Below are 13,430 nucleotides of genomic sequence, written 5' to 3'. Positions count from 1 at the left end.
CCAGGAGTGCCCCATGTCCCAGTTGCCAGACCATGATCCGATCCCGGGCGATGCCCGGTCCTGCCAGGCGATCGAGCAGGTGATCGTGCCGCGTGCCCGCGACCTCGGCGGCTTCTCGGTGAGGCGCGCCCTGCCCTCGATCGGCCGAAAGATGGTCGGCCCCTTCATCTTCTTCGACCAGATGGGGCCGGCCGAGTTCCTGCTCGGCGAGGGCATCGACGTGCGCCCGCATCCGCATATCGGGCTCTCGACCGTGACCTATCTCTTCGACGGCGAGATCATGCATCGCGACTCGCTCGGCACGGCGCTGCCGATCCGGCCCGGCGCGGTCAACCTGATGACGGCCGGGCGCGGCATCGTCCATTCCGAGCGCACGGCGCCGGAGGAGCGGCTGAAGGCGCCGAAGCTCTACGGCATCCAGACCTGGCTCGCCTTGCCGACGACGCATGAGGAGGTCGCGCCGGAATTCGTCCACCACGCCGCGCCGGAGCTGCCGCGCATCGTCGGCGAGGGCAAGCGCATCAGCCTGATCATGGGCTCGGCCTATGGCGAGAGCTCGCCGGTGAAATTCCCGTGGGAGACGCTCTATGCCGAGGCCGTGCTCTCGCCCGGCTCGATCCTGCCCTTCGATCCCGACTATGACGAGCGCGCCATCTATATCGTCTCGGGCAAGGTCGACATTGCCGGCGACGAGTTCGGCTCCGGGCAACTCCTGGTGTTCAAGCCCGGCGATCGGATCTCGATCCTCGCCATCGACCAGAGCCGGCTGATGCTGATCGGCGGCGAGCCGATGGACGGCCCGCGCCATATCTGGTGGAACTTCGTCTCCTCCTCGAAGGAGCGCATCGACCAGGCCAAGGCCGAGTGGAAATCCGGCCGCTTCGACACCGTGCCCGGCGACGAGAGCGAGTTCATTCCGCTGCCTGAGGGGTGAGTTCTCCTCCCGGCATCGCCTGCAAACCCGGCATCGGCGAGGCCAGAATCGCCAGGGTCGAGAGCGCGAAAAGCGTGACGGGCAGCCAGATCGCGGCCTGCAGCCCGAGCGATTCGCCGGCGAGGCCGCCCGCCAGGGCGCCAAGCGGGCGCATGCCATACATCGCGGTGGTCAGCGTCGCGCTGACGCGGCCGAGCAGGGCCTGCGGCGTCACCGCCTGGCGCAGGCTGGTCTGGGTGATGAACCAGAGGATCGGGCCGAAGCCGAACAGGAAGAAGGCGACGGCCAGGGCCTGGGCGCCGAGCCCGGCAGGAGCGAGCGCCAGCAGCCCCGCGCCGAGCAGCGACGAGGCCGGGCCGAAGACGAGCAGCACACCGGTCGGCAGCCGTGCGATCAGGGTCGGCCCGCAGAGCGCGCCGAGGACGAGGCCGGCGCCATAGACCGAGGAGGCCAGACCGATCGTCTCCGGATTGAGCAGCAGGATGCGCGCGGCATAGGGCGCGAACAGCGCCATGAAGGCGAAGAAGGCAAGGTTCCAGCCAATGGCGCAAAGCGCGATCGGCCTGAGATAGGGATGGCTGATGACGAAGGCGCCACCCTCGGCGATGGCGCGGTGCAGCTTCTGGCGCGGCGGCGCGGCGGGGCGCTCGGCCGGCAGGCGCAAGGCATTGACGAGCAGGAACAGGCCGGCGGCGGCGCAGATGCCGAGCCCGAGCGAGCCCGCGCCACGCGCCACGGCCCAGCCGGCGATCAGCGGCGAGGCGAGGCTCAGGCAGGCGCGGCCGAGTTCGAGCCGGCCATTGGCGCGCGGCAGCTCGGCGACCGGCACGAGGCGCGGCAGCAGCACGAAGATCGAGAGCGCCACCACGACCGGCCCTGTCGCCGCGACGAAGGTCGAGAGCGCCAGCGCCCAGCCGATATGGCCGGAGGCCAGCAGAACAGTACCCGCCAGCGACCCCGCCACCATCAGGCCGCCGCCGGCGAGAATCAGCGAGCGCGGCGCGATCCGGTCGGCCAGCACGCCGGCCGGCAGCGAGACCAGCAGCCAGGCGGCCGATTGCGCGGCGACCAGGAGCCCGACGAAACGGGGCGTCGCGCCGGCCTGCGTGGCGGCGAGCGTGATCGTGTCGAGTGCGAGCTTATCGGCGAATTGCGCGATGATTCCGGTCAGAAGCAGCGCAAAAACCTGTGGCGAGGGCATGATCTTGATCCGTGTTTCCGAGCTTGCCCGGACGGTCTCATGAGTTCCTGCACGGCCCCACCCGATTCCTGCCTCGTAACCATGCGACATCACTACGGTTTGCCAGCGCCCTCCGCAGGCTTTATTCGAGGTTGAGCAGCTTGATGAAACGCGTTGCCGAGATCGTGCCCCGCCCCGTCACCCCTCTCCTCGATCAGGTTTCGACCCCGGCGGATCTGCGCCGGCTCGACGATGCGCAACTGCGCCAGCTCGCCGACGAGCTCAGGGCCGAGACGATCGACGCGGTCTCCGTCACCGGCGGCCATCTCGGCGCCGGCCTCGGCGTGGTCGAGCTCACCGTGGCGCTGCACCATGTCTTCGACACGCCGCGCGACCGGCTGATCTGGGATGTCGGCCACCAGGCCTATCCGCACAAGATCCTGACCGAACGGCGCGAGCGCATCCGTACGCTGCGCCAGCCGGGCGGGCTCTCGGGCTTCACCAAGCGCAGCGAGAGCCAATACGATCCGTTCGGCGCCGCCCATTCCTCGACCTCGATCTCGGCCGGGCTCGGCATGGCGGTCGCGCGCGACCTCGCCGGCAAGGCCAACAACGTGGTCGCGGTGATCGGCGACGGCGCGATGTCGGCCGGCATGGCCTATGAGGCGATGAACAATGCGGGCGCGCTCGACTCGCGCCTGATCGTCATCCTCAACGACAATGACATGTCGATCGCGCCGCCGACCGGCGCGATGTCGGCCTATCTCGCCAGGCTCGTCTCGGGCCGGACCTACCGCTCGCTGCGCGAGATCGCCAAGCATCTGGCCGACCACCTGCCGCGCTTCTTCAAGGACAAGGCGCGCCGCACCGAGGAATTCGCGCGCGGCTTCTGGACCGGCGGGACGCTGTTCGAGGAGCTCGGCTTCTACTATGTCGGGCCGATCGACGGGCATAATCTCGACCATCTTCTGCCAGTGCTGCGCAATGTCCGCGACGCCGAGCAGGGGCCGATCCTCGTCCACGTCGTGACGCAGAAGGGCAAGGGCTACGGCCCGGCCGAGGCCAGCGCCGACAAGTACCATGGCGTCGTCAAATTCGATCCGGTCACCGGCCAGCAGGCCAAGGCGCCGGCAAACGCGCCGAGCTATACCAGCGTCTTCGGCAATGCGCTGATTAAGGCGGCACGCGAGGACGAGAAGATCGTGGCGATCACCGCCGCGATGCCCTCGGGCACCGGGCTCGACGCATTCGGCAAGGAATTCCCGAGCCGGACCTTCGATGTCGGCATCGCCGAGCAGCATGCGGTAACCTTCGCCGCCGGCCTGGCGACCGAGGGCTTCAAGCCGTTCTGCGCGATCTATTCGACCTTCCTGCAGCGCGCCTATGACCAGGTCGTCCATGACGTCGCCCTGCAGAAGCTGCCGGTGCGCTTCGCGCTCGACCGGGCCGGGCTGGTCGGCGCCGATGGCGCGACCCATGCCGGCGCCTATGACATCGCCTATCTCGCCTGCCTGCCGGACATGGTGGTGATGGCCGCGGCCGATGAGGCCGAGTTGACCCATATGGTCGCGACCGCGGCCGCCTATGACGAGGGGCCAATCGCCTTCCGCTATCCGCGTGGCGAGGGTGTCGGCGTCGAGCTGCCGCAGCACGGCGTGCCGCTCGCGATCGGCAAGGGCCGGATCGTGCGCGAGGGCACGCGGGTCGCATTGCTCTCGCTCGGCACGCGGCTGGCGGAATGCCTCGCGGCGGCGGAGTTGCTCGGCCAGCGCGGCCTCTCGACCACCGTCGCCGATGCCCGCTTCGCCAAGCCGCTCGACGAGGCGCTGATCCTGCGTCTCGCACGCGAGCACGAGGTTCTGGTCACCGTCGAGGAAGGCTCGATCGGCGGCTTCGGCAGCCAGGTCCTGCATCTGCTGGCACGGACCGGCATGCTCGATAGCGGGCTGAAGATCCGCACGCTGACCCTGCCCGATCTCTACCAGGACCATGACAAGCCCGAGGCGATGTATGCCGCCGCCGGGCTCGATGCCGCCGGCATCGTGCGCTCGGTCGAAGGCGCGCTCGGCGCTGCGGCTGCGGCCAAGCGGGCCTGACCCGCCCTCGCCCCCTGGAGCATTTTCGAGCGAAGTGGACACCGGTTCGCGTGAAGAAAATGCGTCAAGACAAAGGGATAGAGAATTTTCGCAATTCGGAGAAACGCGGAAATGCTCTATGAAGAGCCGGGCCGACCAGCTCCTCGTCGAACGTGGCCTGTTCGAGAGCCGGGCGCGGGCCCAGGCCGCGATCGCGGCCGGGCTCGTCACGGCCAATGGCGCAGCCGTTCGCAAGGCATCGGAGATGCTCGCCGATGATGCCGAGATCACGGCGGAAGCGCCGCACCCTTACGTCTCGCGCGGCGGCCTGAAGCTCGCGGCGGCGCTCGACGCCTTCGGCTTCGACCCCACGGGCAAGATCTGCATCGATATCGGCGCCTCGACCGGCGGCTTCACAGATGTGCTGCTGAAGCGCGGCGCGGCCCATGTCTATGCTGTCGATGTCGGGCGCGAGCAGCTTCACGCCAGCCTTCGCGCCGACCCGCGCGTCACCAGCCTGGAGGCTCAGGACATCCGGGCTCTGCCAGCCGATTCGATGGCGGAGGCCCCGGCCCTGGCCGTGATCGATGTCAGCTTCATCTCGCTGAAGCTCGTCCTGCCCGCCGCCGCGACGCTGCTTGCGCCAGGGGCCTGCATCGCCGCGCTGGTCAAGCCGCAATTCGAGGCCGGGCGCGCCGCACTCAAGAAGGGCGTGGTCCGCGATGAAGCCATCCATGAGCGCGTCTGCGCCGAGATTGCAGCGACGATGGCAGAACTCGGCTTCCGGGTGAGCGGGCCGATCCCCTCGCCGGTTGCCGGCGGTGACGGCAATCGCGAGTTCCTGCTTGGAGGGCAGAGGCGTTAAGGAGCTTCGGCGTTTCCCCTAATCGCGAAAATTCTCTATCTATTTGTTTTGACGCATTTTCTTCACGCGAACCCGCATCCACTTCGCTCGAAAATGCTCTATCTATTTGTTTTGACGCATTTTCTTCACGCGAACCGGCATCCACTTCGCTCGAAAATGCTTCTAGTGCACGAAAGCCGCGTCGATATCGTCCTGGAGGCGGCGCGGCGCGCATTCGGACATGTCGATGCGGCCATTGGCGTTGATGAACTGCGTCGCGCGGCTGATCAGGCTGCGCAGCGAGGCGCTCGCGACCTCGATAATGGCCGGAATATCGTCGCGGTACTCGTCATCGTCCAGCAATGCCGTCACCGTGGCGACGAGCCGGTTCATCGCCTGGCAGATATCCTCGAAGGAGCGCCGATTGCCCGGTGCGAGCGCCTCATAGGCCGCCAGCGCGGCCTCCGAGCAGCGCAGCTGCGACAGGCGGAAATGCTCGCGGTAATCGACCGCCCGCCAGGTCCTGAGCTCGGCGACGACCTCGGAATCCATCGCCGCCAACTCGAGCAGCATCAGGGCTTCGCCGTAACGGTTGAGATAATCGGTCGAGAGTTGCGGCGTTTCGGCAGCAGACCATTCATCCGCGGCCATAGCGGGCGCTTTCATCGCGGAGCACGGTCATCGGGAAGCCTCAGAGACGCCGGGACTATGGTCTTGGAAACCCCAATAAAGTGTTGATCTTGATGCGGAGCATTGGCACATCCTGCCGCCATGTGCGGACGCTTCGCCATCACCCTGCCCCCACAAGCAATGCGTGAGGCGCTCGACTATCTCGAGCAGCCGAATTTTCCGCCGCGCTACAATATCGCGCCGACGCAACCAGTGCCTGTGGTCCGGCTTCACGAGGGCGCGCGGCAATTCATCCTGATGCGCTGGGGGTTCATCCCCGGCTGGGTCAAGGACGCCAGGGATTTTCCGCTGGTGATCAATATCCGCAGCGAGAGCGCCAGCGAGAAACCGTCCTTTCGTGCCGCGCTGACGCGCCGGCGCTGCCTGATGCCGGTCGACGGCTTCTACGAGTGGCAACGCTCCGGCAAGGAGAACCAGCCCTATCTCTTCCGCAGGCCGGATCGCGGCCTCTTCGCCTTCGCGGCGCTATGGGAAACCTGGCATTCGCAGGACGGCTCGGAGATCGACACGGTCGCGATGGTGACCAGCCCGGCCAATGGCCTGATGGCGGCGGTCCACCATCGCTGCCCGGTCATTCTCGACCCGGCACAGTACGATGCCTGGCTCGATCCGGCCGCGACGCCCGGCGCCATCCGCTCGCTGATGAAGCCGCCGCCCGACGATTTCCTGGACATGCTCGCGGTCAGCCCGGCGGTGAACAAGGTCGCCAATGACGGGCCCGAGGTGCAGGAGCCGTTCGATCCGGCGAAAGCCGAGGCAAGGCCTGGTCCTGCCAGGGCGCCAGCCATGCGTTCGCGGCGGGGCGGCAGCGACGATAGTCAGGGCAGCCTGTTCTAGCGGCGAGGGCCTTGCTGCGCTTACTCTCCCCCGGCCCGAAGCCGCCGAAGGATAAGCCGATGCATGGCCGCCGCCCGACGATCAGTTCCCTCCACGGCATGGTCGCCGCGGCGCATCCGCTGGCGGCGCAGGCCGGCGCGCGCCTGCTGGCCAATGGCGGCAACGCCTTCGACGCCGCTGCGGCGACCGCCGCGGCGCTGAACGTGGTCGAGCCGTTCATGTCGAGCCTGTGCGGCATGGGCTTCGCGATCATGTGGGTCGCGGCCGAGAAGCGCGTGCGCGTGCTCGATTTCGTGCCGCGCGTGCCCGAAAGCTTTCCGCTGGAGCGCTTCAGCCAACGTTCTGATCTCGAGCGCGGCGCACTTTCCGTCGCCCCGCCCGGCAATCTCGCCGGCTGGTGCGAGCTCAACCGCAGCTATGGCAAGGCCTCGCTGGAGGCGATCTTCGCGCCGGCCATAGCTCTCGCGCAGGACGGCTTTCCGGTCGCCGAGTTCGGCATCACGGAGTTCAACGAACAGATTCCGCTGCTGCGCGAGCGGCCCGATCTCTACGGGCATTGGGCGAGCAACTACCTGCCCGGACACGAGGAGCGCATCGCGCTCGGGCATATCCTGCGCCAGCCCGATCTCGCCGGCACGCTCAGGGAGATCGCCGCCAAGGGGCCCGACTATCTCTATCGCGGCGCGCTCGGCGAGACGATCACGGCGCATCTCAGGGCGATGGGCGGCACGCTCGCCATGGCCGATCTCGCCAGGGTCGCGCCGGTCTGGCGCGAGCCGCTGGCGATCAGCTATCGCGGCCGGCGCGTGCATGTGCCGCCGCCGCCCTGCGAGGGTTTCCAGTTCCTGCTGACGCTGCGCATTCTCGAGGGCTTCGATCTCGGCAAGCTGGAGCCGAACGGTGCCGAGCATCTCGATATCGTCTATCGCGCCATCCGGCTCGCGGCCGGCATCCGTATCGCCCATAACAATCCCGACCCGGACAAGCTCGGCGAGCTCCTGTCGGACGCCTCGGTCGAAAAGCTGCGGGCCCGCTTGCGCGACAGCCGGCCGATCGAAGCGCCGACCGAGCAGTGGATGCCGCAAGCGCCTGCCGGCGAAGACCCGGCGCATACGACCTCGTTCTCGATCGCCGATCGCGAGGGCAACCTGATCTGCGTGACGCAGAGCATCGGCAGCCCGTTCGGCAGCGGCGTCGTCGTGCCCGGCACGGGCCTCACGCTCAACAACTTCCTGTATTGGGCCGATGTCCAATCCGGCAGCCCGAACCGCTCCCAGCCCGGCAGCGAACTGCCGATGTGCATGACGCCCAGCCTCTCGACATTGGACGGCACGCCGGTGCTGGCGCTGGGAACGCCCGGCAGCTACGGCATCATGCAGACGCAGGCGCAGGCCATGGTGCAGCATCTCGATTTCGGCCTGCCGCTGCAGCAGGCGATCGAGGCGCCCCGCGCCCGGCTCTGGGACGGACGTGCGATCGAGGTCGAGAACCGGATCGCGCCGGAGACGATCGCGCAGCTCCAGCAACTCGGCCATGAGATCAAGCCGTTCGATGCCGGCTGGACCATGCGCGTCGGCGGCATGCAGGCCGTCGCGGTCGACCCGGCTACGGGCCGCCTGACCGGCGCGGCCGATCCACGCCGCGACGGTTATGTCGCGACGCCGTGAGCGTTAGCGCATCGGACCGGATATCGTATCCGGTCCGATGACCCAGCTCCTTGTTTTCGCATCGGCTTTTCCCGAAAACCGCAATCCACTTTTCGGACCGATGCGTTAGAGCACGGCCCCAGGGTTCAGGATGCCCTTGGGGTCGAGCGTCGCCTTGAGCGTGCGCATCAGGTCGAGCTCGACCGGATCCTTCACGCCCGGCAGCAAATAGCGCTTCAGCCGGCCGATGCCGTGCTCGGCCGAGATCGAGCCGTGCATGTCGGCGACGATGGCGTGGACCTCGTGGTTGATCTCGTCCCAGCGGGCGATGAAGGCCTCCTTGTCGGCGCCGATCGGCTGGCTGACGTTGAAATGGATGTTGCCGTCGCCGAGATGGCCGAAGGCCACCGGCCGGCAGCCGGGCACCATCTCCTCGACCTTGGCGATGGCGCGCGCCAGGAATTCCGGCGTGGCATGCACCGGCACCGAGATGTCGTGCTTGATCGAGCCGCCCTCGAAGCGCTGCACCTCGGAGAGCATCTCGCGCAGCTTCCAGAAGGCGCCGCGCTGCTCCAGCGAGCCGGCGAGCGCCGCGTCGGTGATCAGCCCCTTCTCCAGCGCATCGCCCAGGAAGGCCTCGACGGCATCGTCCAGCCCCGAGGCCGACTGCGCCGAGACCTCCATCAGCACGTACCAGGGCGAGGGCTCTGAGAGCGGGTCGCGCGTGCCGGGCGCATGGCGCAGCACGAATTCCAGGCCGACGCGCGGCATCAGCTCGAACGTGGTGAGCGTGCCGCCGGCGCTCGCCTTGGCGGCATTGAGCAGCGCAAGCGCCTCCTCCGGCCCCGGCAGGGCGAGGAAGGCGGTGGCGCGCGCCGCCGGCAGCGGGAAGAGTTTCAAGACCGCGGCGGTGATGATGCCGAGCGTGCCTTCGGCGCCGATGAACAGGTCCTTGAGATCGTAGCCGGTATTGTCCTTGCGCAGCTGGCGCAGCCCGTTCCAGATCCGGCCATCGGCCAGCACGACCTCAAGCCCAAGGCAAAGCTCGCGGGCATTGCCATAGGCGATCACTGCAGTGCCGCCGGCATTGGTCGCGAGATTGCCGCCGATCGTGCAGGTGCCCTCCGAGGCGAGCGAGAGCGGGAACAGGCGCCCGGCCGCCTCGGCCGCTTCCTGCGCGCGCTGGAGCGTGAGGCCGGCCTCGACGATCATCGTGTCGCCATCGGTATCGACGGAGCGGATCTTGTCGAGGCGCTGCAGCGACAGGATCAGCTCACGGCCCTCGGCCACCGGGATCTGGCCGCCGACGAGGCCGGTATTGCCGCCCTGCGGCACCAGCGGCGTGCCGGTCTCGGCCGCGAGCTTGACGAGCGCCGCGACCTCCTCGGTCGAGCCCGGGCGCAGCACGGCGCGCGCCTTGCCGCGGAAGAGATCGCGCCATTCCTTCAAGTAGGGCACCATGTCGTCGGCATCGGTGACGATGTTCTTCGCGCCGATGATTCCGGCGATACGGTCGAGGATATCGGCGCTCATAATGCCTCCGGCAGTCAATTCTTCCTGGTGGTCTTGCTCGTCGATGACCGGACGGAAAACCGGTACCCACTTTTCCTGGTCATCGTCTGGCACGCCTGAAGACGCCGACCAGCTCGATATGGGCGGAATAGCGGAACTGATCGACCGGCGTGACGCCTTCCAGCGCATATCCGCCAGCGATCAGAAGCGCCGCGTCGCGGGCGAAGGAGCCGGCGTCGCAGGAGACATAGACCACCGCCGCAAGCTTCGAGGCGGCAATGCGCTTCACCTGCGCCTCCGCGCCGGCGCGCGGCGGATCGAGCACGACGGCGTCGAAGCCGTTCACTTCGTGCTCCAGCAGAGGCCGGCGGAACAGATCGCGCTGCTCGGCCGTGATCGGCTTCAGGCCTTGGGTCGCGCCAGCCGCCTTGAGCAGCGACTGGATCGCCGCCTTCTCGCCCTCGACGGCGTGAACCTGGCAGCGCTCGGCCAGCCGGAAGCTGAACGGACCGCAGCCGGCAAAAAGATCGGCGACACGCTTGGCCTTGGGTATGGCGGCGCAGACCAGCGCGGCGAGGCGCTCCTCGCCCTCCGCCGTCGCCTGCAGGAAGCCGCCGGGCCCCGGCGCGACATAGGCCTTGCCCATGCGCTGCAGCGGCGGGCGGCGCTCGACGATGGTCTCGCCATGCATGGCGAGCCGCGCCAGATCGAGCCGCTCGGCCACCTGCGTCAATGCGATGCGCAGCTTGTCGCCGGCCGGGCCATGGCCGCGGATATCGACATCGAGCCCGGCCTCGGACGCGGTGACCTGGATATCGAGCGGCTTGTTGGAGCTGGCGAGCCGGTTGGCCAGCATCTGCGCCACAGCCGGCGCCCGTTCGAGACCGGGGGCCAGAACCGGGCAGGTATCGACGGCGATGAGATCATGGCTGCGCGCCGCCATGAAGCCGACGATCATGCCGGCATCCTCGCGCCGGGCATGGAAGGTGACGCGGCGGCGACCCGCGCCATGCGCATCGACGAGTTCGGCGACAGGCGCCTCGATTCCGGCGCGCGCCAGCGCGGTCACGACCTGCTGGCGCTTCCAATCCCGGTAGAATTCCGGCGCCATATGCTGCGCCGCGCAGCCGCCGCAGCGGGTGAAGAGCGGGCAGATCGCGGCGATGCGCGATTCGGACGGCGCGATGATCTCGACCAGTTGCGCCCGCTCGCCGTCGCGCACGGCGCGCACGGTCTCGCCCGGCAGCGCATAGGGCACGAAGACCTGGCCCTGCGGCGTCTCGGCAATGCCATCGCCGCGCTGGCCGAGCCGGGCGATGGTGAGGGTTTCGTTCATGGCCAGAGTATTCTTGGCCAGTGTATTCTTGGCGAGAGTATTCTTGGCGAGGGGCATGCGTGCCTTGCTGGTGACCTATTGCGAGCTTTCGCCTATCAGGTCGGGACGAAACAGGGAAATTTCGACATGACCATTCGCCCCAGCGTCATTGAGGCCATCGGCAACACGCCCCTGATCAAGCTGAAGCGCGCCTCCGAGGCGACGGGCTGCACCATCCTGGGCAAGGCCGAATTCATGAATCCCGGCCAGTCGGTCAAGGACCGCGCCGCGCTGTTCATCATCCGCGACGCGGAGAAGAAAGGCCTGCTCAAGCCGGGCGGCGTCGTCGTCGAGGGTACGGCCGGCAATACCGGTATCGGCATCGCGCTGGTCGGCAATGCGCTGGGCTACCGCTCGGTGATCGTGATCCCGGAGACGCAGAGCCAGGAAAAGAAGGACATGCTGCGGCTCGCCGGCGCGACCCTGGTCGAGGTGCCGGCCGTCGGCTACGTCAACCCCAACAACTACGTGAAGGTCTCCGGCCGCCTCGCCGAGGAACTGGCCAAGAGCGAGCCGAATGGCGCGATCTGGGCCAACCAGTTCGACAATACCGCCAACCGGCAGGGCCATATCGAGACGACCGGCCCGGAGATCTGGCAGCAGACCGAGGGCAAGGTCGACGGCTTCACCTGCGCGGTCGGCACCGGCGGCACGCTCGCCGGCGTCGCGATGGCGCTGAAGGGCTTCAACCCGAAGATCAGGATCGCGCTCGCCGATCCGATGGGCGCGGCGCTGCATTCCTTCTACACCACGGGCGTGCTCAAGGCGGAGGGCTCCTCGATCACCGAGGGCATCGGCCAGGGCCGCATCACCAGGAATATCGAGGGCGCGCCGATCGACGTCTCCTTCCAGATTCCGGACGAAGAAGCGATTCCGCTCTGCTTCGACCTCCTGGAGCATGAGGGCCTCTGCCTCGGCGGCTCGTCGGGCATCAATGTCGCCGGCGCGATCCGGCTGGCGAAGGAGATGGGGCCTGGCCACACGATCGTGACCATCCTCGCCGATTACGGCACGCGCTATCAGTCGAAGCTGTTCAACCCGGACTTCCTGCGCTCGAAGAACCTGCCGGTTCCCGAGTGGCTGGTGCGCGACGGCGCTGCGATGAAGGATGTGATGACGCGGGTGATGGCGTGAAGGACTGCGCCGGCAACGCGTGTCAGAACTCGTAGGAAATCTTCAACTTGGCCTGATGGCGGGAGAAGTTGTCGAGATCGAGTGACCGCCCCGGAGCGGCTTGCGATTTTCCCGCGATCTGCGTCGAGAAGGCCGCGGAGATCGACAGGTTCTCGCTGAGCCTGGCGTAAAGGGTCGGGCCGACGAAGACGGCGTGCCCCTCGAAACTGTTCAGTCCGAGCCCGGCATAGGACCGCAAATAGCGGATTTCGCCGCCGACGAAGACGTTCCGGTTGATCTGGACCGCCAGCGCGCCCGACACTCCCACGCGTGAGGTACGCTCGGCCGCAAGGCGGCGTGCCGATGCGACACATGTCTCCAGACTGTCCTCGTCGGCGTCCGGCAGGCAGGGACCGGTCGGAACGCCCTCCAGCGGCTCGGCCTCGCCATTGAACAGGGCATGGCCCCGCGGGCGGAATTTCTCCAGTTCGTAGATCAGGTTCAATCCGCCGAACAGCGTCCCGGGCACGAGCTCGGCATCGAGGGCGATGCGCGCGCCGAGACCCATGCCCCGGCCGCGCTCGCCACTATCGGCGTCCAGAAAACTCAGCTCGGGCTCGACGATGAAGGTCAGGCCAACGGGCGAGCCGGCGCCGCGCTTGACGGCTCGCCATTTCAGCTCGGTCGAGAAGCCGCCGAAACCGCTGCCGCGCCGATTGTCCAGCCCCGGGACGTCACGGATCGAAAAGCCGGTGCCGATCGCGCCGAACTCGATGCTGAGCCCGTCGACCGGCGCGAATGCGAAGGTGCTGCCCAGCGCCCCGGCCCGATAGCGGCCGAAGCGCCTGCCGAATGCAGCTTCCGCGCCCCCGGATATCTCGAACTTGCCCTTGTCCAGGATGCTGGTGCCCTGCGTGAAGCCGAACATGTCCTCGGTTTCGGGCCCCTCGTCGACGTCACCCTCGTCCCTGCGGCCCTCTTCAGCTTCGCCGGCGCCGACCTTGAGGATGTCCACACAGTCGCGGAACTGGCGCTCGCGGGCCTCGCGTTCAGCCCGGCGGAGCGTGCGTTGACGGTCGCCTCGCCGGGTGGGGGTGGAGCGCGCGGCGGCGCTGCGCAGGCGCCCGATACCGGCGAGACATTCGTCGCGATCATCAGCATAGGCCGGGACGGCTGCGACAAGAAGAACGGCAGTCGTTGTCAGGACAAGGCGCATGGCACGAC

11 protein-coding genes are annotated in these 13,430 nt (G+C 67.8%); 6 read left to right on the top strand and 5 right to left on the bottom strand.

Annotated elements, in window-relative coordinates:
• Window positions 1-13 precede the first annotated feature (13 nt).
• Window positions 14-934 carry a pirin family protein gene (locus EV560_RS32885; RefSeq protein ID WP_131860073.1) on the top strand — a complete coding sequence of 307 codons (921 nt, stop codon included), beginning with the start codon at window positions 14-16 and terminating at the stop codon, window positions 932-934.
• Here EV560_RS32885 and EV560_RS32880 read toward each other — a convergent pair.
• A complete protein-coding gene (locus EV560_RS32880) occupies window positions 912-2,135 on the bottom strand; it encodes an MFS transporter (RefSeq protein ID WP_165923752.1) in 1,224 nt (407 codons plus the stop codon). The genes EV560_RS32885 and EV560_RS32880 overlap by 23 nt on opposite strands.
• 164 nt (window positions 2,136-2,299) lie before the next feature.
• Between EV560_RS32880 and dxs the strand changes: the two genes are divergently transcribed.
• Both dxs and EV560_RS32870 read left to right on the top strand, forming a co-directional pair.
• Complete coding sequence (gene dxs, locus EV560_RS32875; RefSeq protein ID WP_131860116.1) at window positions 2,300-4,210, top strand: 1-deoxy-D-xylulose-5-phosphate synthase; 1,911 nt, start codon at window positions 2,300-2,302, stop codon at window positions 4,208-4,210.
• A 118-nt stretch (window positions 4,211-4,328) separates the two neighbouring features.
• On the top strand, window positions 4,329-5,054 hold the full coding sequence (locus EV560_RS32870; protein ID WP_131860071.1) for a TlyA family RNA methyltransferase: 726 nt from the start codon (window positions 4,329-4,331) through the stop codon (window positions 5,052-5,054).
• A gap of 162 nt (window positions 5,055-5,216) precedes the next feature.
• Here the strand turns inward: EV560_RS32870 and EV560_RS32865 are convergent, their stop codons facing one another.
• Complete coding sequence (locus EV560_RS32865; protein ID WP_131860070.1) at window positions 5,217-5,699, bottom strand: hypothetical protein; 483 nt, start codon at window positions 5,697-5,699, stop codon at window positions 5,217-5,219.
• Between the two features lie 87 nt (window positions 5,700-5,786).
• On the opposite strand from EV560_RS32865, the gene EV560_RS32860 reads away from it, so the two are divergent.
• Both EV560_RS32860 and EV560_RS32855 read left to right on the top strand, forming a co-directional pair.
• Window positions 5,787-6,560 carry an SOS response-associated peptidase gene (locus tag EV560_RS32860; protein ID WP_248312325.1) on the top strand — a complete coding sequence of 258 codons (774 nt, stop codon included), beginning with the start codon at window positions 5,787-5,789 and terminating at the stop codon, window positions 6,558-6,560.
• A gap of 59 nt (window positions 6,561-6,619) precedes the next feature.
• Window positions 6,620-8,227, top strand: a complete 1,608-nt coding sequence (locus EV560_RS32855) for a gamma-glutamyltransferase family protein (RefSeq protein WP_131860069.1) — start codon at window positions 6,620-6,622, stop codon at window positions 8,225-8,227.
• 105 nt (window positions 8,228-8,332) lie between these two features.
• Here the strand turns inward: EV560_RS32855 and EV560_RS32850 are convergent, their stop codons facing one another.
• Both EV560_RS32850 and EV560_RS32845 read right to left on the bottom strand, forming a co-directional pair.
• On the bottom strand, window positions 8,333-9,739 hold the full coding sequence (locus EV560_RS32850; protein ID WP_131860068.1) for an FAD-binding oxidoreductase: 1,407 nt from the start codon (window positions 9,737-9,739) through the stop codon (window positions 8,333-8,335).
• A 79-nt stretch (window positions 9,740-9,818) separates the two neighbouring features.
• Window positions 9,819-11,054 (bottom strand): class I SAM-dependent RNA methyltransferase, encoded by a 1,236-nt coding sequence (locus tag EV560_RS32845; RefSeq protein WP_131860067.1) that lies wholly within the window; start codon window positions 11,052-11,054, stop codon window positions 9,819-9,821.
• A gap of 126 nt (window positions 11,055-11,180) precedes the next feature.
• Here EV560_RS32845 and EV560_RS32840 point away from each other — a divergent pair, with 126 nt between their 5' ends.
• On the top strand, window positions 11,181-12,227 hold the full coding sequence (locus EV560_RS32840) for a cysteine synthase A (RefSeq protein WP_131860066.1): 1,047 nt from the start codon (window positions 11,181-11,183) through the stop codon (window positions 12,225-12,227).
• A 22-nt stretch (window positions 12,228-12,249) separates the two neighbouring features.
• Here EV560_RS32840 and EV560_RS32835 read toward each other — a convergent pair whose 3' ends face one another.
• Complete coding sequence (locus EV560_RS32835; protein WP_131860065.1) at window positions 12,250-13,422, bottom strand: hypothetical protein; 1,173 nt, start codon at window positions 13,420-13,422, stop codon at window positions 12,250-12,252.
• Between the last annotated feature and the right edge of the window lie 8 nt (window positions 13,423-13,430).

The organism is Allobosea sp. BK604, from assembly GCF_004341515.1.
In the GTDB taxonomy this organism is placed as follows: domain Bacteria; phylum Pseudomonadota; class Alphaproteobacteria; order Rhizobiales; family Beijerinckiaceae; genus Allobosea.
The sequence above is the reverse complement of the archived record's forward strand: the minus strand, read 5'-3'. Positions and strand labels throughout refer to the sequence as shown.

Excerpts from the sequence above, each read along its gene's own strand:
- EV560_RS32850 (WP_131860068.1), bottom strand. The coding sequence starts at position 9,739 with ATGAGCGCCGATATCCTCGACCGTATCGCCGGAATCATCGGCGCGAAG.
- EV560_RS32870 (WP_131860071.1), top strand. The coding sequence starts at position 4,329 with ATGAAGAGCCGGGCCGACCAGCTCCTCGTCGAACGTGGCCTGTTCGAG.
- EV560_RS32835 (WP_131860065.1), bottom strand. The coding sequence starts at position 13,422 with ATGCGCCTTGTCCTGACAACGACTGCCGTTCTTCTTGTCGCAGCCGTC.
- EV560_RS32865 (WP_131860070.1), bottom strand. The coding sequence starts at position 5,699 with ATGAAAGCGCCCGCTATGGCCGCGGATGAATGGTCTGCTGCCGAAACG.
- EV560_RS32885 (WP_131860073.1), top strand. The coding sequence starts at position 14 with ATGTCCCAGTTGCCAGACCATGATCCGATCCCGGGCGATGCCCGGTCC.
- EV560_RS32855 (WP_131860069.1), top strand. The coding sequence starts at position 6,620 with ATGCATGGCCGCCGCCCGACGATCAGTTCCCTCCACGGCATGGTCGCC.
- EV560_RS32845 (WP_131860067.1), bottom strand. The coding sequence starts at position 11,054 with ATGAACGAAACCCTCACCATCGCCCGGCTCGGCCAGCGCGGCGATGGC.
- EV560_RS32880 (WP_165923752.1), bottom strand. The coding sequence starts at position 2,135 with ATGCCCTCGCCACAGGTTTTTGCGCTGCTTCTGACCGGAATCATCGCG.
- EV560_RS32840 (WP_131860066.1), top strand. The coding sequence starts at position 11,181 with ATGACCATTCGCCCCAGCGTCATTGAGGCCATCGGCAACACGCCCCTG.